Origin of the sequence: Pseudomonas kilonensis (assembly GCF_001269885.1) — a bacterium.
GTDB lineage: Bacteria > Pseudomonadota > Gammaproteobacteria > Pseudomonadales > Pseudomonadaceae > Aquipseudomonas > Aquipseudomonas kilonensis.
The window spans coordinates 914,696-933,358 of record NZ_LHVH01000017.1; the positions used below are offsets into that span (position 1 = coordinate 914,696).

Annotated in this window: 14 protein-coding genes; 8 read left to right on the top strand and 6 right to left on the bottom strand. The window is 62.3% G+C overall.

All coding sequences use genetic code 11. The features are described from left to right. Positions 1-148 precede the first annotated feature (148 nt). A complete protein-coding gene (gene treS, locus AD662_RS10670) occupies positions 149-3,493 on the top strand; it encodes a maltose alpha-D-glucosyltransferase (protein WP_053178761.1) in 3,345 nt (1,114 codons plus the stop codon). A gap of 11 nt (positions 3,494-3,504) precedes the next feature. Continuing rightward, the gene (gene glgB / locus AD662_RS10675) at positions 3,505-5,739 is read left to right on the top strand and encodes a 1,4-alpha-glucan branching protein GlgB (protein WP_018611388.1); all 2,235 of its coding nucleotides are present in this window, start codon (positions 3,505-3,507) and stop codon (positions 5,737-5,739) included. A 153-nt stretch (positions 5,740-5,892) separates the two neighbouring features. Here glgB and gudD read toward each other — a convergent pair whose 3' ends face one another. Further along, positions 5,893-7,236, bottom strand: coding sequence for a glucarate dehydratase (gudD, locus tag AD662_RS10680; protein ID WP_053187062.1), 1,344 nt, complete (start codon positions 7,234-7,236; stop codon positions 5,893-5,895). Between the two features lie 28 nt (positions 7,237-7,264). Further along, positions 7,265-8,611, bottom strand: a complete 1,347-nt coding sequence (locus AD662_RS10685; RefSeq protein ID WP_053187065.1) for an MFS transporter — start codon at positions 8,609-8,611, stop codon at positions 7,265-7,267. A gap of 337 nt (positions 8,612-8,948) precedes the next feature. Here AD662_RS10685 and AD662_RS10690 point away from each other — a divergent pair, with 337 nt between their 5' ends. Further along, complete coding sequence (locus AD662_RS10690) at positions 8,949-9,662, top strand: FadR/GntR family transcriptional regulator (RefSeq protein WP_053187069.1); 714 nt, start codon at positions 8,949-8,951, stop codon at positions 9,660-9,662. A gap of 652 nt (positions 9,663-10,314) precedes the next feature. Here the strand turns inward: AD662_RS10690 and AD662_RS10695 are convergent. The 3 genes from AD662_RS10695 to AD662_RS10705 are packed head-to-tail and all read right to left on the bottom strand — an operon-like array spanning position 10,315 to position 12,907. Further along, a complete protein-coding gene (locus AD662_RS10695) occupies positions 10,315-11,496 on the bottom strand; it encodes an acetyl-CoA C-acetyltransferase (RefSeq protein ID WP_018611380.1) in 1,182 nt (393 codons plus the stop codon). An 11-nt stretch (positions 11,497-11,507) separates the two neighbouring features. Beyond that, complete coding sequence (locus AD662_RS10700; protein ID WP_003180355.1) at positions 11,508-12,173, bottom strand: CoA transferase subunit B; 666 nt, start codon at positions 12,171-12,173, stop codon at positions 11,508-11,510. 35 nt (positions 12,174-12,208) lie between these two features. Then, positions 12,209-12,907, bottom strand: coding sequence for a CoA transferase subunit A (locus tag AD662_RS10705; RefSeq protein WP_053187071.1), 699 nt, complete (start codon positions 12,905-12,907; stop codon positions 12,209-12,211). A 251-nt stretch (positions 12,908-13,158) separates the two neighbouring features. Here AD662_RS10705 and AD662_RS10710 point away from each other — a divergent pair, with 251 nt between their 5' ends. Beyond that, on the top strand, positions 13,159-14,061 hold the full coding sequence (locus tag AD662_RS10710; protein ID WP_053187075.1) for a LysR family transcriptional regulator: 903 nt from the start codon (positions 13,159-13,161) through the stop codon (positions 14,059-14,061). Positions 14,062-14,177: 116 nt separating this feature from the next. Here the strand turns inward: AD662_RS10710 and AD662_RS10715 are convergent, their stop codons facing one another. After that, positions 14,178-15,005 carry an NAD-dependent protein deacetylase gene (locus AD662_RS10715; protein ID WP_053187078.1) on the bottom strand — a complete coding sequence of 276 codons (828 nt, stop codon included), beginning with the start codon at positions 15,003-15,005 and terminating at the stop codon, positions 14,178-14,180. A gap of 185 nt (positions 15,006-15,190) precedes the next feature. Here AD662_RS10715 and AD662_RS10720 point away from each other — a divergent pair, with 185 nt between their 5' ends. The 4 genes from AD662_RS10720 to AD662_RS10735 all read left to right on the top strand — a co-directional run bounded on the left by AD662_RS10720 (position 15,191) and on the right by AD662_RS10735 (position 18,660). Next, complete coding sequence (locus AD662_RS10720) at positions 15,191-15,463, top strand: hypothetical protein (RefSeq protein WP_018611369.1); 273 nt, start codon at positions 15,191-15,193, stop codon at positions 15,461-15,463. Between the two features lie 342 nt (positions 15,464-15,805). After that, complete coding sequence (locus tag AD662_RS10725; RefSeq protein ID WP_018611367.1) at positions 15,806-16,177, top strand: con-10 family general stress protein; 372 nt, start codon at positions 15,806-15,808, stop codon at positions 16,175-16,177. A 314-nt stretch (positions 16,178-16,491) separates the two neighbouring features. After that, positions 16,492-17,421, top strand: a complete 930-nt coding sequence (locus tag AD662_RS10730; RefSeq protein WP_018611365.1) for a ZIP family metal transporter — start codon at positions 16,492-16,494, stop codon at positions 17,419-17,421. 219 nt (positions 17,422-17,640) lie between these two features. Beyond that, a complete protein-coding gene (locus tag AD662_RS10735; RefSeq protein ID WP_053187082.1) occupies positions 17,641-18,660 on the top strand; it encodes a hypothetical protein in 1,020 nt (339 codons plus the stop codon). Positions 18,661-18,663 lie beyond the last annotated feature (3 nt).

Below are 18,663 nucleotides of genomic sequence, written 5' to 3' on the forward strand. Positions count from 1 at the left end.
CGCGATGAAGAGAACGCGGTCTCCCTGAGGAGTCGAGGTGCCTGCATCGCGAGCAAGCTTTGCTCCCACTAAAGCGCAGGCCTCGCAACACAACAAGACCTCACAAGCCTGTATCCCGCGGCTTTATTGAATTCATCAGGAGTTGCAAATGGCGAAGAAACCCCGGTCTGCCACCTTCATCAAAGATCCGCTCTGGTACAAGGACGCGGTGATTTACCAGGTCCACGTAAAATCCTATTTCGACTCCAATAACGACGGGATCGGTGACTTTCCCGGCCTGATCGAAAAGCTCGACTACATCGCCGACCTGGGCGTCAACACCATCTGGCTGCTGCCGTTCTATCCTTCCCCCCGGCGTGACGACGGTTATGACATTGCCGAATACCGCGGCGTCAGCGCCGACTACGGCACCATGGCCGATGCGCGACGGTTCATTGCCGAAGCCCACAAGCGCAACCTGCGGGTGATCACCGAGCTGGTCATCAACCACACCTCGGACCAGCACCCCTGGTTCCAGCGCGCGCGCAAGGCCAAGCCGGGTTCGAAGGCGCGGGACTTCTACGTCTGGTCCGATGACGACCACAAGTACGACGGCACGCGAATCATCTTCCTCGACACCGAGAAGTCCAACTGGACCTGGGACCCGGTGGCGGGCCAGTACTTCTGGCACCGCTTCTACTCCCACCAGCCCGACCTCAACTTCGATAACCCGCAGGTCATCAAGGCCGTGCTGTCGGTGATGCGCTACTGGCTCGACATGGGCATCGACGGCTTGCGCTTGGACGCCATCCCGTACCTGATCGAGCGCGACGGCACCAACAACGAAAACCTGCCCGAGACCCATGACGTCCTGAAGCTGATCCGCGCCGAGATCGACGCCAACTACCCTGACCGCATGTTGCTGGCCGAAGCCAACCAGTGGCCGGAAGATACCCAGTTGTACTTCGGCGATGTCGACGCCCAAGGGATGAACGGTGACGAATGCCACATGGCCTTCCACTTCCCGTTGATGCCGCGCATGTACATGGCGCTGGCCCAGGAAGATCGCTTCCCTATCACCGACATCCTGCGCCAGACCCCGGAGATCCCCGCCAATTGCCAGTGGGCGATTTTCCTGCGCAACCATGATGAGTTGACCCTGGAGATGGTCACCGACAAGGAGCGTGACTACCTGTGGAACTACTACGCCGCCGACCGTCGGGCGCGCATCAACCTGGGTATTCGTCGGCGCCTGGCGCCGTTGGTGGAGCGCGACCGTCGTCGCGTCGAGCTGCTCAACAGCCTGCTGCTGTCGATGCCCGGCACGCCGACGCTGTACTACGGCGATGAAATCGGCATGGGCGACAACATCTACCTGGGCGACCGTGATGGCGTGCGTACGCCGATGCAGTGGTCCATCGACCGCAACGGCGGCTTCTCCCGCGCCGACCCGGCCAGCCTGGTGCTGCCGCCGATCATGGACCCGCAGTACGGCTACCAGTCGGTCAACGTCGAGACCCAGGCCGGCGACCCGCACTCGCTGCTCAACTGGACGCGGCGGATGCTGGCGGTGCGCAAGCAGTCCAAGGCCTTTGGCCGTGGCACGTTGAAGATGCTCTCGCCGAGCAATCGCCGGATCCTGGCTTATACCCGCGAATACACCGGCCCCGACGGCAAGCACGAAATCATCCTCTGCGTGGCCAACGTGTCCCGCAGCGCCCAGGCCGCCGAACTGGATCTGTCGACCTACGCCGGCATGGTCCCGGTGGAGATGCTCGGCGGTAACGCTTTCCCACCCATCGGCCAGTTGAACTTCCTGCTGACCCTGGCGCCGTATGGCTTCTATTGGTTCGCCCTGGCAACCGAGAACCAGATGCCGAGCTGGCACGTGGAACCGGCCCAGAGCTTGCCGGACTTCACCACCCTGGTGCTGAAAAAACGCCTGGAAGAATTGCTCGAAGCGCCATCGCGCACCACGCTGGAGCAAACCATCCTGCCGAGCTGGTTGCAGAACCGGCGCTGGTTCGCCGGCAAGGACAGTGCGATCGAGAAGGTCGAGATTGTCTACGGCGTGCGCTTTGGTGACCCGCAGCACCCGGTGCTGCTCAGTGAAATCGATGTCACCAGTGGCGGCCAGACCCTGCGTTATCAACTGCCGTTCGGCTTGCTCGCCGAAGACCAGGTGGGTGCGGCGTTACCGCAGCAACTGGCGTTGTCGCGGGTACGTCGGGTGCGTCAGGTGGGCCTGATCACCGATGCATTCAGCCTGGAAAGCTTCGTGCGCGCCGTGCTGCACAGCATGCAGGCCGCCACGGTGCTGCCGTTCGCCGAAGGTGAGTTGCGCTTCGAACCCACCGAAGGCCTGGCCGCGCTGAACCTGGGAGACGAACCAGAGGTGCGTTACCTGTCCGCCGAACAGTCCAACAGTTCGGTGGTGGTGGGCAGCAGCCTGGTGCTCAAGTTGATTCGCAAGGTCGCCTCGGGTGTCCACCCGGAACTGGAAATGAGCGCCTACCTGACCGCTGCCGGTTTCAGCAATATTTCACCGCTGTTGGGTTCGGTGGTTCGCCGCGACGCCCAGGGTGAAGATGCGCTGCTGATGATCGCCCAGGGCTATTTGAGCAATCAGGGCGATGCCTGGGAATGGACCCAGAACAACCTCGAACGCGCCCTGCGCGATGAGCTGGCGGACGCAGTCTCCGAACAGGAGCAGCATTACAACGCCCTGGGCGAACTGAAGGATTTCGCCGGCATGCTCGGCCAGCGCCTGGGGGAAATGCACCAGGTATTGGCCCAGGCTACCGACGATCCGGACTTCGCGCCGCAGGCCACCAACGCCAAGCAAGCCCAGGCCATCGGCAAGGACGTGGTCGCCCAAGTGGAAAACGCCTTGCGCCTGCTCAAGCAGAACCAGGGCCAATTGAACCCCGCGGACCAGGCCATGGTCGCACGCTTGCTGGAGCACAAGAAAACCGTCCTGGCCCATGTCCAGGCACTGGCCGGCAAGGCTGAAGGAGGCTTGCGCATTCGCGTCCATGGCGACCTGCACCTGGGGCAGGTGCTGGTGATCAAGGGCGACGCCTACCTGATCGACTTCGAAGGTGAGCCGGCGCGACCATTGCATGAACGACGGGGCAAGCACAGCCCCTATAAGGACGTCAGTGGCGTGCTGCGTTCCTTCGATTATGCGGCAGCCATGGCGATTCACTTGCACACCGTCGACAGCACGGCCGATGCCGATGCGGCGCGGCAACGGGTCGCCGATCGTTATCTGAAAGAGGCTCGCCAGGCATTTGTCGAGGCATATCGGCTGGCGGCAGCTAGTCTTGCCCATGAGTGGAAGGATGCTGAAGGCGAAGACGCCGCGCTGGCGTTGTTCGGCCTGGAGAAGGCGGCCTATGAAGTGGCCTATGAAGCCGAGAATCGCCCCACCTGGCTGCCCGTGCCGTTGCACGGTCTGGTCGGGTTATTGAGTGGGCTGCAACCCTTTTCCGACGTAGCCGGACCGATTTAGTGGAGAGAATCATGAGTGTCTCGAACAAAGAACCACAGGGGCAGGCCAAAGAGTCGTTGCTGCCGGCGCCCCATGACATCGACGCGCTGGTGCGCGCCGAACACCACGACCCGTTTTCCATCCTCGGGCCTCATGGCGACGACGCCGGCGGCCAGTTCATTCGCGCGTATCTGCCCGGAGCCCTGAGCGTGCATGTGCTGGCCCGCGATGGCGGCGAAGAGCTGGGGGAACTGCAACCCACCGCAACCCCGGGGCTGTTCGTCGGCCATTTCGACCGTGCCCAGGCGTACTTGCTGCGCACCCGTTGGGCCGGCGGCGAGCAGGTTGCCGAAGACCCCTACAGCTTCGGTCCGTTGCTGGGGGAGATGGACCTTTACCTGTTTGGCGAGGGCAATCACCGCGATCTCAGTTCCTGCCTCGGTGCGCAACTGACCACCGTCGATGGCATCGACGGCGTGCGGTTCGCGGTCTGGGCGCCGAATGCCCGGCGCGTTTCGGTGGTCGGGGATTTCAACGTCTGGGACGGGCGTCGGCATCCGATGCGCATCCGTTATCCGTCCGGCGTGTGGGAGATATTCGTCCCCAGGCTGGGTGCCGGTGAAGGTTACAAGTATGAAATCCTCGGTGCCCACGGCATCCTGCCGCTCAAGGCCGACCCAGTGGCCCTGGCCACGCAGATGCCGCCAGACACGGCGTCGAGAGTCGCCTCACCCCTGAAGATCGAATGGCAGGACGACGAGTGGATGCAGCACCGTCGCGAGCGCCAGCTCCCGGGTGCGCCGCTGTCGATCTACGAATTGCACGCCGGCTCCTGGCAGTGCGAAATCGACGAGGCGGGGGAGGTGGCCCGGCAATACAACTGGCATGAAATGGCCGAGCGGCTGATTCCGTATGTCAAGGACCTGGGCTTCACCCACATCGAGCTGATGCCGATCATGGAGCACCCGTTCGGCGGTTCCTGGGGCTATCAGCCGCTGTCGCAATTCGCGCCGACGGCACGCTTCGGCTCGCCAGACGATTTCGCGGCGTTCGTCAACGCCTGTCACCAGGCCAATATCGGCGTCATCCTCGACTGGGTACCGGCGCATTTTCCCACCGACACCCACGGCCTGGCCCAGTTCGACGGCACCGCGCTGTACGAATACGGCAACCCGCTGGAAGGCTTTCACCAGGATTGGGACACGCTGATCTACAACCTGGGCCGCACCGAAGTGCACGGCTTCATGCTGGCGTCGGCGCTGCACTGGCTCAAGCATTTCCACGTCGATGGCCTGCGGGTGGATGCCGTGGCCTCGATGTTGTACCGCGACTATTCGCGCAAGGCCGGTGAGTGGGTGCCCAACCGCCACGGCGGACGGGAAAACCTCGAAGCCATCGATTTCCTGCGGCACCTCAACGATGTGGTGGCGCTGGAAACCCCCGGTGCGCTGGTCATCGCCGAAGAATCCACGGCGTGGCCAGGCGTCAGCCAGAGCACCCAGCAGGGCGGCCTGGGTTTTGCCTACAAGTGGAACATGGGCTGGATGCACGATTCGCTGCACTACATCCAGCAAGACCCGGTGTACCGCGCCCATCACCACAACGAACTGAGTTTTGGCCTGGTGTATGCCTGGTCCGAGCGCTTCGTCCTGCCGATTTCCCATGACGAAGTGGTTCATGGCAAACGCTCGCTGATCGACAAGATGCCCGGTGACCGTTGGCAGAAATTCGCCAACCTGAGGGCCTACCTCAGCTTCATGTGGGGCCATCCCGGCAAGAAGCTGTTGTTCATGGGCTGTGAGTTCGGCCAATGGCGCGAGTGGAACCACGACCAGCAATTGGACTGGTACCTGCTGCAATACCCTGAGCACCGTGGCGTGCAGAAACTGGTGAGCGATCTGAACCGGCTGTATCGCGAAGAACCGGCGCTGCATGACCAGGATGATGCGCCCCAGGGGTTCCAGTGGTTGATTGGTGACGATGCGCTCAACAGCGTCTACGCCTGGCTGCGCTGGAGCAAGGAGGGCCGGCCGGTGCTGGTGGTCGCCAACTTCACACCGGTGCCACGCGAGGCCTACCGGGTCGGCGTGCCGTTCGGCGGGCGCTGGGTCGAATTGCTCAACAGCGATGCCGACACCTACGCCGGTTCCAACTATGGCAATGGCGGCGGGGCCTCCACCGAAGAAGTACCGAGCCATGGCCAGGCGCTGTCGCTGGAACTCAACTTGCCGCCGTTGGCGGTATTGATCCTGCGGCCGGAGGGTTAGAAGGCTAAGCCTGGATGTCTGATCGTTCCCACGCTCCGCGTGGGAATGCCTCCTGTGACGCTCTGCGTCACGCTATTGGAACGCGGAGCGTCCCTGGCTGCATTCCCACGCAGAGCGTGAGGAACGATCATTCGCAGGTCACTTCTGATCGACTCAGCGAACCAGGCACGGCCGCTTGTTGTTGAACGTCCAACCCGGAATCAGGAACTGCATCGCCACCGCATCGTCCCGCGCGCCAAGGCCCATGCCCTTGTACAACTCATGGGCCTTGGCCAGTTGGTCGATGTCCAGCTCAATCCCCAGCCCCGGTTTTTTCGGCACCTGCACGCAGCCGCCCTGGATCTGCAACGGCGCCTTGGTCAGCCGCTGGCCGTCCTGCCAGATCCAATGGGTGTCGATGGCCGTGATGTCGCCCGGTGCGGCGGCGGCCACGTGGGTGAACATCGCCAGGGAAATGTCGAAGTGGTTGTTGGAGTGCGAACCCCAGGTCAGGCCCCATTCATTACACATCTGCGCCACCCGTACCGAGCCCTGCATGGTCCAGAAGTGCGGATCGGCCAGGGGAATGTCCACGGACTGCAAGGTGATGGCGTGGCCCATCTCGCGCCAGTCGGTGGCGATCATGTTGGTGGCGGTCTTCAGGCCCGTGGCGCGGCGGAACTCGGCCATGACCTCGCGGCCCGAATAGCCATTCTCGGCACCGCAAGGGTCTTCGGCGTAGGCCAGCACCTTGTGCTGGTCGCGACACAAACGCACCGCTTCCTTGAGTGACCAGGCGCCGTTCGGGTCCAGGGTGATGCGTGCCTGGGGAAAGCGCTCGGCCAGCGCCGTGACCGCTTCGATCTCTGCGTCGCCTTGCAGCACGCCGCCCTTGAGCTTGAAGTCCTGGAAGCCATAGCGGGCGTGGGCGGCCTCGGCCAGGCGGACCACGGCGTCGGCGTCCAGGGCTTTTTCGTGGCGCACGCGAAACCAGTCGTTGTCGGCGTCCGGTTCGCTGCGGTAGGGCAGGTCGGTCTGCTGGCGATCGCCGACGTAAAACAGATAGCCGAGCATCTTCACTTCATCGCGTTGCTGGCCTTCGCCAAGCAGCGCCGCGACCGGTACGTCCAGGTGTTGGCCGAGCAGGTCCAGCAGTGCCGCTTCCAGGCCGGTCACCGCGTGGATGGTGATGCGCAGGTCGAAAGTCTGCAGGCCACGGCCGCCGGCATCGCGGTCGGCAAAGGCGTGGCGCACCGTGTTGAGGATCTTCTGGTACGTGCCGATGGGGCTGCCGACCACCAGCGAGCGGGCATCTTCGAGGGTCTGGCGAATGCGCTCGCCACCGGGTACCTCGCCCACGCCGGTGTGGCCGGCGTTGTCCTTGAGGATGACGATGTTGCGGGTGAAGAACGGGCCATGGGCGCCGCTGAGGTTCAGCAACATGCCGTCATGGCCGGCCACGGGCACGATCTGCATGCTGGTGATGATCGGGGCTTTGCTGGTTTCTGGGGTGCTCATCTGTACTTATCCTTGAACAATCGAATGATCAGACGTGGCTGGCGGCCGGGTCGGCTGGAGTTGTCACGGCTTTGGGCTTGGGCGTGTTGCGTGCGGCAAACACGATGATCGCGGCAATGATCGAGGTGGCCGCCAGGCCATAGAGGCCGCCCTGGATCGAGCCGGTGTGCTGTTCCAGCAGGCCGAACGTGGTCGGGGCAACGAACCCACCGAGGTTGCCCACCGAGTTGACCAGGGCAATCACCCCGGCGGCGATCCGGGCGTCCAGGTAAGCCTGGGGAATTGGCCAGAACAGCGACGACGCCGACTTGAAACCCAGGGCCGCGAAACAAATGGCGACGAAGGCGAAGATCGGTCCGCCGGTGGTGGACATGAACATCCCGGCTGCCGCGATCAACAGGGCCGTGGCGACCCAGGCCTGCTGGAATTTCCACTTGGCCGACAACGAGGCGAAGGCGTACATGCCGACGATCGACAGCAACCACGGGATCGAGTTGAACAGCCCGACCTGGATGTCGCTCAGTTCGCCCATTTTCTTGATGATGCTCGGCAGCCAGAACGTGGCGGCATAGATCGTCAATTGGATGAAGAAGTAGATCAGGCAAAACAGGAGGATCTGGCGGTCCTTGAGCAGCTGGCCGATGGACAGTTTGATCGGCGAAGCAGCTTCCCGTGCGCGCTGTTCATCGTCGATGGTCTGGACCAGCACATCTTGTTCTTCGCGGCTCAACCATTTGGCGTCGTGGGGCTTGGAGTCCAGCCAGAACCAGACGAAGACGCACAGGCAGACGGAAAACATCCCTTCGATGAAGTACATCCACTGCCAGCCGTGCATGCCCAGGCCGTTGATTTGCAGCAGCAACCCCGACAGCGGGCCGGAGATCAGCGACGCGATGGCCGAACCGCTGAGGAAGATGGCGATGGCTTTGCCGCGTTCGACACCCGGCAGCCAGCGGGTGAAGTAGTAGATCACCCCAGGGAAGAAACCGGCTTCGGCCACGCCCAGCAGGAAGCGCAGGATGTAGAAGTGGGTTTCGTTCTGGATGAAGGCCATGCAGGCGGCCACCAGGCCCCAGGTGAGCATGATGCGGGTCAGCCAGATGCGCGCGCCGATTCGTTGCAAGAGGATGTTGGACGGGACTTCGAACAGCGCATAGCCGATGAAGAACAGGCCGGCACCAAAGCCATAGGCCGCGGCACCGATGCCCAGGTCGTGCTCCATATGGGCACGCACGAAGCCGATGTTCACACGGTCGATGTAATTGACGATAAACATGATGACGAACAGCGGCAGGATGTGGCGCTTGACCTTGGCAATGGCCGACAGCAGCACCGGATCCGCTCCGGCATTCGCCTTGAGGCTGGATGTGTTCACTGGTTTTTCTCCCACTCGTTATTTTTATGCGGGGCATCGTGCAGGTGCCGATGTTGATAGACATCATACAACTTGATTTTTTTGAGTGACAAGACATTTTTTAGCGCGACTGGATGGGCGGTTGGACTTGTTGGTGCCGTATTTATTAGGTGATGTTGAGGTTTTTGATTGTGCGCAGGGGGTGCGGTGCGGTAGGGGTCGAGGTTTTTTTGGCGTTGATTTTCGAAGTTAATCGCCAGATATAGTGTGTTGTCATACAAGTTTGGCGTTCTGTAATGCTCACTCTCAAGCCTGCCGGTGGTAGGATCGATCAGCCTGTTTTCGAGGAACCCTGGCGATGCCGCAAGACACCGAAGCACCCCTGCGCAAGCGTACCCACAACCTGGCCCATGACCTGGTGGCGAAGCTGAGCCAGAGCATCTTGTTGGGGCAGTTGAAACCCGGGGAAAAACTGCCATCGGAAGGTGCCATCGTTCGCGAGCATGGCGTCAGCCGGACGGTGGTACGCGAGGCGATTTCCAAGTTGCAGGCTTCGGGGCTGGTGGAGACCCGCCACGGCATCGGCACCTTTGTGCTGGCGCAAACCGGCGAGCCGGGGTTGCGGCTCAATGTCGACACTGCGGCGGGTGTGCGGGCAATCCTGGAGTTGCGCCTGGGCCTGGAAACCCAGGCGGTGGCCTTGGCGGCCCAGCGTCGCAGCGAACACCAGTTGCAGCAGATGCGCCAGGCGCTGGATGACTATCAGCGTTTGTCCAGCAACAACGACAGCTGTGTCGAGGCCGACCGGCGCTTCCATCTGCTCATCGCCGAGGCCACGGACAATGCCTGTTTTGTCGAAATCATGCAGCACCTGGGCAGTGCGATGATCCCCAGGACCCGAGTGAACGTGGCTGAACGCGGCCAGGCCGACCTGGGCAAGCTGGCACAACTGGCCAACCTCGAGCATGAGGCGATCTTCAACGCCATCAAACGCCAGGATCCGGACGCCGCCCGCGCCGCCATGTGGCTGCACCTGACCAACAGCCGTGACCGGTTTGGCGCAGGTTCCTGACGGCTCATCGTCGCCTGACCCACCGCCATCGCGAGCAAGCTCGCTCCCACAGTGGATCTGTGGCGGCAGCGGATCTGTGAACACCCAGGCCCTCCTGTGGGAGCGAGCCTGCTCGCGAAGGGGCCTGCACATTCAGCATCACTGCAAACTGACCCACCGCCATCGCGAGCAGGCTCGCTCCCACAGTGGATCTGTGGCGGCAGCGGATCTGTGAACACCCAGGCCCTCCTGTGGGAGCGAGCCTGCTCGCGAAGGGGCCTGCACATCCAACATCACTGCAAGCTGACCCACCGCCATCGCGAGCAAGCCCGCTCCCACAATGGATCTGTGGCGGGCAGCGGATCTGTGAACACCCAGGCCCTCCTGTGGGAGCGAGCCTGCTCGCGAAGGGGCCTGCACATTCAGCATCACTGCAAACTGACCCACCGCCATCGCGAGCAGGCTCGCTCCCACAATGGATCTGTGGCGGGCAGCGGATCTGTGAACACCCAGGCCCTCCTGTGGGAGCGAGCCTGCTCGCGAAGGGGCCGGTAGGGCGTGCTCAAAACCAGCAGGCAAAAAAAACCGGCGCAACCGAGGTTGCGCCGGTGGTGGTGCCAGTGGCTGCGCGGATATTCGTGGGTCCGCGCAACCACCGTTGAACTTGTGTCGGTTATGCCCGTTCCAGCGCCAGGGCCACGCCTTGGCCGCCGCCGATGCACAGTGTCGCGAGGCCTTTCTTGGCGTCGCGCTTGATCATTTCATGCAGCAGCGACACCAGGACTCGGCACCCCGATGCGCCGATAGGGTGGCCCAGGGCGATGGCGCCGCCGTTGACGTTGACCTTGTCCATGTCCCATTTCAATTCCCGGGCCACGGCCAGCGATTGGGCGGCGAAGGCTTCGTTGGCTTCGACCAGGTCCAGTTGATCCAGCGACCAGCCGGCCTTGTCCAGGCAGCGGCGGGTGGCCGAGACCGGGCCAATGCCCATGATGGCCGGGTCGACGCCGGCATTGGCGTAGGCACTGATTTTCGCCAGCACGGGCAGGCCCAGGGCCTTGGCTTTTTCCGCGCTCATCAGGATCACGGCGGCGGCGCCATCGTTGAGCGAGGACGCATTGCCCGCGGTGACGCTGCCGTCCTTCTTGAAGGCAGGCTTGAGCTTGCCCAGGGATTCGGCGGTGGTACCGGCGCGCGGCTGCTCGTCGGTGGCGAACGCCACCGGATCGCCTTTGCGCTGGGGAATCAGGATCGGCGTGATCTCATCGGCGAACCGACCGCCCTCGATGGCGGCGACGGCCTTCTGTTGGGACGCGGCAGCGAAAGCGTCCTGCTCCTCGCGGCTGATGCCGTACTTGTCCACCAGGTTCTCGGCGGTGATGCCCATGTGGTAATCGTTGAAGGCGTCCCACAGGCCGTCGGTGATCATGCTGTCGATCATCTTCGCGTGGCCCATGCGCAGGCCGGTGCGGGCGGCCGGCAACACGTACGGGGCCAGGCTCATGTTCTCCATGCCGCCGGCGATGATGACGTCGGCGTCGCCACAGCGGATCGCCTGGGCGCCCAGGTGCAATGCCTTGAGCCCCGAGCCGCAGACCTTGTTCAGGGTCAGCGCCGGCACCGCATGAGGCAGGCCGGCCAGAATCGCCGCCTGGCGAGCCGGGTTTTGCCCGGATCCTGCGGTCAGCACCTGGCCAAGAATCACTTCATCGACCTGTTCGCCCGACAAACCGGTCTGTTCCAGCAGGCGACGAATCACCGCGGCACCGAGTTCCGGCGCGGGAATGGCAGCCAGCGAACCCTGGAAACTGCCAATGGCGGTACGGGTAGCGGCGACAATCACGACTTCTTGCATCGAATCTCTCCTCACTGGGCAGCGAACTGCATTTCCGGCACGTGGTCCGGCACGATCAATTTGCCGGCGGTCTTGGCGACGATTTCCTCGACGCTGACGCCTGGGGCACGTTCTTTCAGGATGAAGGCGCCATCCTGGATTTCCAGGTAGGCGAGGTCGGTCAGCACCCGCTTGATGCAACCGGCGCCGGTCAGCGGCAGGCTGCAACGGGGCAGCAGTTTCGATTCGCCGTCCTTGGACGCATGGGTCATGGTGACGATGATGTTCTCGGCACCGGCCACCAGGTCCATCGCGCCGCCCATGCCCTTGACCAGTTTGCCGGGGATCATCCACGAGGCGATGTTGCCTTCAACGTCCACCTCGAACGCGCCCAGCACGGTCAGGTCGATGTGGCCGCCACGGATCATGGCAAACGATTCGGCCGACGAGAAGATCGACGCGCCGATGCGCGCGGTGACCGTCTGTTTGCCGGCGTTGATCATGTCGGCATCGACTTCGGCTTCGGTGGGAAACGCGCCCATGCCGAGCAGGCCGTTTTCCGATTGCAGCATGACTTCCATGCCTTCGGGAATGTAGTTGGCGACCAGGGTCGGAATGCCGATGCCCAGGTTCACGTAGTAGCCGTCCTGCATTTCGCGGGCGACGCGTTGAGCCATTTGTTCGCGGGAAAGTGCCATGTTGTTATTCCTTCATTCGGGCCGGGGGCAGGGGATCACTTACGCACGGTGCGCTGTTCGATGCGTTTTTCGAACGCGCCGCAAATGACCCGGTCGACGTAGATGCCAGGGGTGTGGATCTGCGTCGGGTCCAGCTCGCCGGGTTCGACGATTTCTTCGACTTCCACCACCGTGATCTTGCCCGCCGTGGCGGCCAGCGGGTTGAAGTTCTGGGCGGTGTGGCGATAGATCACGTTGCCGAAATGGTCGGCCTTCCAGCCTTTGACGATGGCGAAGTCGCCGGTGATGGATTCTTCCATCAGGTACTGGCGGCCATGGAATTCACGCACTTCCTTGCCTTCGGCCACCGGGGTGCCGACGCCGGTGGCGGTGAAGAACGCCGGGATGCCTGCGCCACCGGCGCGCATTTTTTCGGCGAGGGTGCCTTGGGGGGTGAGTACGACTTCGATTTCGCCGCTGAGCAGCTGCTTCTCGAACAGGGCGTTTTCGCCCACGTAGGAGGCGACCACCTTGCGGATCTGCCGGTCTTCCAGCAGCACGCCGAGGCCGAAACCGTCGACGCCGCAGTTGTTGGACACCACGGTGAGGTCGCGGATGCCCTTGCGCTTGATCTCGGCGATCAGGTTTTCCGGGATACCGCACAAGCCGAAGCCGCCGGCAATGACGGTCATGCCGTCCTTCAAGCCTTCCAGCGCTTCTTCATAGGAGCTCACGCGTTTGTCGAAACCTGCCATAGACACCTCTTTTATTCTTGATGGGGTCGCAATGGGATGCAGTGTTGCGCCAAGTCATATATTTGTTAAGTTGATTTTTAGGTTGGATTGATTGATAAAACTCAATAATTGCCTCCCACTGTAGGAGCTGTCGAGTGCAACGAGGCTGCGATCTTGCCAGAGACGCTTGAATCCCAAGCGAAAGATCAAAAGATCGTCCGAACTCGGCCCGAGCCTTCGGCAGCTCCTACGCAACCGGACACAGGACGCCCATGACCCTCAAGCAAATCCGCGCCTTTCTCGCCGTGGCCCAGAGCCTGAGCTTTGCCGTGGCCTGCGAGCGGCTGCATCTGTCCCAGTCGGCCCTGAGCCTGACCATCAAGGCCCTGGAAGAAGGCCTCGGCGGTCGCTTGTTCAGCCGCAATACCCGTAACGTGGCGCTGACGCCCGAAGGTGAATCCTTGCTGCCACTGGCCCGACGGCTGATTGCCGACTGGGACAACGCCGAGGACGAAATGCGCCAGCGCTTCACCTTGCAGCGCGGTCGCGTGACGTTGGCGGCGATGCCGTCATTTGCCGGCAACTTGTTGCCGCCGATCCTCAAGACCTTCCGCGCCCGCTACCCGAATGTCAACGTCACGGTCAACGACGTGATCAACGAACAGGTGCTGGAAATGGTGCGTGATCGTCATGTCGAATTGGGCGTGGCGTTCGAGCCGATGCAGGGTTCGTCATTGGCGTTCATACCTTTGTATCTCGATCGCTTCGTCGCGGTGGTGCCGCTGGACTCACCGCTTGCCCTGCGCGACGAGATCCAGTGGGAAACCTTGCTGGAACAGCCCTTCATCACGTTGCAACGACCCTCCACCGTACGGGTGATGCTGGAAGAACATCTGCTGGCCCGGGGCATGAAACTGCCTGTGGAGTTCGAGAGCCACCAGTTGGCGACCGTCGGGCGGATGGTCGCCAGCGGGCTGGGGGTGAGTGCCGTGCCGGCGCTGTGCGTCGGGCAGATGCATGAACTGGGTGCCCGCTGCATCACCTTGAGCGATCCGGTGATCGAACGGGCCATCGGGGTGCTGACCAAGCCGGGGCATGAACTGTCGGCGGCGGCGCAGGCGTTGTTCGATACGCTCAGGGATCAGGATTTGGGGGCGCAGTTGATACCGAAGTAACCACAATCCCCTGTGGGAGCGGGCTTGCTCGCGAATGCGGTGTGTCAGCTACGCAGATATCGACTGACACACCGCATTCGCGAGCAAGCCCGCTCCCACAGGGGTATGGCGTGGTGTCAGATCAACAGTGGCAACAGTTGCTCGCACGGCTCTTCCAGCTTCAGGTCCAGCAGCTCATCGGCCCGGGTCTTGCCCCGGTTGATTGCCAGCAGCGGCTTGCCCTGGTCCTTGATGGCCCGGCACAGGCGAAACGCCGAATACGCCATCAGCGACGAGCCCACCACCAGCAGGCCGTCCGCTTGCTCGACGGCTTGCACGGCGCGGGTCGCGGTGAGGGGGGCGACGTTTTCGCCGAAAAACACCACGTCGGGTTTCAACCGCTCGCCGCCGCAATGAGGGCAGCGGGGCACTTGGAAGCGCGCCTCGAAAGCCGGGTCGAGCAGGGTGTCGCCATCGGGCGCCTGCACCGCATCGACGCCGGCCAGGTAAGGGTTTTCGGTTTCCATCAACTGTTGAATCTGCTGTCGTTGGCTACGCTGGCCACAATCCAGGCACAGCACGCGATGCAGGCTGCCGTGCAGTTCGATGACGTCCTGGCTGCCGGCCTGGTCATGCAGCGTGTCGACATTCTGGGTAATCAGGCCGGTGATGCGTTGCCGTGCCTGCAACTCGGCCAAGGCCTCGTGAGCCGCGTTCGGCTTGGCCTGCCGCACGCGGGGCCAGCCCAGCATCGCCCGCGCCCAGTAGCGCCGTCGTGCCTCGGCCTGGGCGAGGAACTCCTGGTACATCATCGGCTGTCGACCCCGGCGCACACCGTCGCTGTCGCGGTAGTCGGGGATGCCCGAAGGGGTGCTGATGCCGGCACCGGTGAGCACCAGGAAACGGCGTCCGGCCAGGTACGCCTGCAACTGATCGAGCGGTTCGCGATGGAAATCGTCCGGCATGGGGGGTTCTCCGTGGGCCTGGATTCGTTGAGGGTAGCACTGTCGAGCACGAGGCCTGCGTCACGCCTTTCGTCGCTCAGCGGCGCTGTTGTGCAAACTTTCCTTGCAGGAGGGGCCTCCACACTTATGTGTGAAAGAGCGATCGGGTTGTTTCGGTCGCTCTGAACCTGTCGCAGAGGAGGCTTATGAAGCAGACCATCGGTGAAGTACGGGCCATCAACAGACAGCGCGGATTGGTGGGTGTGTACGTGGGGAAGGAGCACGGCCATACCGTGCTGGCGCTGCGTTCGGCCAATGACATCGATATTGGCGACATCCTGGAGTGGGACAGCGGCACGGCCTTGGGCACTCAGTCCTATCACAACCAGACCAAGGGCTGGACCGCCGATGTGTATGTGGCAAACCACGGTGTGGCGACGGCCAACCTTGAGGTGCAGTTGATGGTGGGCTCTTCCTGACGCGCTTTCGAGACCGCTGCAACGGGGTGCTGGCGCGACCTGGCCCCCTGTGGGAGCGAGCTTGCTCGCGATAGCGTCGGATCAGCCTGTATTGATATTGACTGACACACCGCCATCGCGAGCAAGCTCGCTCCCACAGGATTTTGCTGGATGAAGTTTCGGTGTTCAGGGCGGCTAATCAATCACTGCCTGTTGCAATAGAGGCCGAGGCAGCAGGGGAAATATCGGCATTGACCACTCGTCGCCGTTTGCAGATTTCTCTTAAAACCTTGGCGGCGTCATGTTTTCCGAATAAGACGAGCCAGCAAGGCTCGTTGATATCAACTAAACGAGGTGAATGAAATGGCTAACACAGGAAATAACAATCCTGGCAATTTCGCTAACGATCGTGAAAAGGCATCGGCAGCCGGGAAAAAGGGCGGCCATGCATCAGGTGGCAACTTCGCCAATAATCCTGAGCGTGCATCCGAGGCCGGGCGCAAGGGAGGGCAGGCATCGGGTGGTAATTTTGCCAACGACCCTGGGCGTGCCGCAGAAGCCGGCCGCAAAGGCGGGCAAGCCTCGGGCGGTAATTTTGCCAACGACCCTGAACGGGCGTCGGAAGCCGGCCGCAAAGGTGGCCAGGCCTCGGGCGGCAACTTTGCCAACGATCGGGAAAAAGCCTCCAACGCGGGTAGAAAAGGCGGTGAAAACAGCCGTGGCGACGATTCATAATGCCCGCTGACATGGCTAGCCCCGTGCCCATGGCATGGGGCCCCAATGGGTTTATATAGTGGAGTTTGCCGGGTTTAAACTACAGCCGGCTTTTACAGCTTTTCCGCTTTATTCGTTAAAAGATATTGGTTAATCGCTGAGTCAATCACCCTTGGTCTCGTTTATTGAATAAAAGATAAATCATCCTGCTACTTCCTTCGACTATAAAAAAACGGCGAGGGCAGCGCTTCCTTGCCTGGATATTACGTTTGATCGTTGCCACCGTTTTGGCGCACGATCAGCCATGTTTTGGTCAAGACCCGTAAGGACCTTCGATGGACCAGCCCACCTCCCGGATTCGATCCCCTTGGCGCACCTGGCTGAACCCGGTGCAAGACAACCTGTTGCTGGGGGTGACGTTCTGGCTCGGGCTGGCGTTGGTGACTGCATTGCTGCTTTACAGCGGCTACAACGCCCTGGTCGGCGCCGACCGTCAGAACCTGGGCTACGCGGTGCTGGGCGGTACCTCGGGCTTTGCCGCTACCGCCCTGGGGGCGTTGATGGCTGTGGTACTGCGGGATATCTCCTCGCGTACCCAGGACATCATGCTCGGTTTTGCCGCCGGCATGATGCTCGCCGCCAGTTCGTTCTCGTTGATCCTGCCAGGCATCGAGGCGGCACAAGTCATCTGTGGCAACCAGTTGCTCGCCGCATTTGTCGTCGTGGTCGGCCTGGGCTTGGGCGTTGTTCTCATGATCGGCCTGGACCGTTTCGTGCCGCACGAGCACGAACTCAGCGGCCGACGTGGGCCCCAGGTCGAGCGCATCAATCGCGTCTGGCTGTTCGTGCTTGCCATCACCTTGCACAACTTGCCGGAGGGCATGGCCATCGGCGTCAGTTTTGCCGACGGCGACTTCAAGGTCGGCCTGCCCCTGACCACTGCCATCGCCATCCAGGACATCCCCGAAGGCCTGGCCATTGCCATGGCACTGCGCGTCACCGGTATCAGCACCTTGCGCGCCGCGCTCATCGCGGTCGGTTCGGGGTTGATGGAACCACTGGGCGCGGTGATCGGCCTGGGCATGTCGTCGGGCGTCGCCATCGCGTACCCCATCAGCCTGGGGCTGGCGGCGGGGGCGATGATCTTCGTGGTGTCCCACGAGGTGATTCCCGAGACCCATCGTAACGGCCATGAAACCCCGGCCACCCTGGGCTTGATGATGGGGTTTGCGGTGATGATGTTCCTCGACACGGCGCTGGGCTGAAGGCCCTGCCAAAGACCTGTTGGATCAGATCCAGTGGGCGTTCCTGTGGGAGCAAAGCTTGCTCGCGATAGCGGTGGAGCAGTTGATATCAATGCTGCTGACCCACCGCAATCGCGAGCAAGCTCGCTCCCACATTGGTTTTTGGTTTAGGCCGGGATCCCTGTTTCTCGCGACCTATACTCAACCCCGTGGATGACCTGAATCCGGGGTGGCGCGACTGTGCTGCGTTCGCTGATGTTGGCCGTTATGCTCGTTCTGGCGGGGTGCGCCACGTCACAGCGCGGCCAACCGGTCGCCAAGGTAGTGATAGCCCAGGATACTTGGCGACAGGTGGACCAGCAGATCATCGCAGCATCGAAAAGCGCTATCGAACAGGCCGGACTCTACGCCCGCGGTTCGATGGAGCATTGGCGTGTGTTGGTCTATGAACGCACCGAGGCTGAATTCATTCCCTGGTTCAGCAGCTATTGGACCCAGGAGTGGCTGGCGGTGAAGGTCAGTTGGTACGCCGCCAGCGCCGAGGGTGAGGCGGATTCCTCGGCCAGGCGTCTGGCGGTCTACCTGCAAGAACAATATCGTGAGCAGGTGTTGGAACCGGTGGCGGTGGAAATTGATCCCGAGGCGATCAGGGCCAACGCGACGGGCTATTACCTACGCCTGCTCAATCAGCAGGTCCAGGTCATTGCCCTGCGCCATCGCATCCCGAACGAATTGATGAACCGGCGCCTGCACAGCATTCCTGCCGTCCGCCTGGGGCCGCCGCCGGCGCGTGATGCTTCGTTGTACGAGATGGTTCACACCGAGCCGCTGAACACACTGCCGGCTTATGCGGCCCTGATCGATCACGTCAACAAGGCCGCTGACACAGGGGCCGGGCCATCGGAGGCGGTGATCGCAACGGTGGCGCAACGCACCAGCGAAAAAATCGAGGCGCAATTTGCCACGCGTGGGGCGACCAGCGCGGCGGCGGCCGTGGCCGGGAAGGCGGCCGGGGCGTTGATCTCGGTGGGCGTGGCGGGCATTCGCGCGATCATCCACGAGGGCGAGCGGCCGGAAATGGAGGCGCAGATCCGCAAAAGCCTGAGCGCTGCGTTCGATGAGGCGTGGTCCAAGTCGCTCAAGCATCCCCTCAGCGGGGTGATGGCACCGGTGTATTACCTGGACGAGGCAATTAAAGGAGACCTGGTGGAGGCGGACCTGGCCAATCGAGCGGTGGCATTGCCGGACATCAAGCCGTGACGG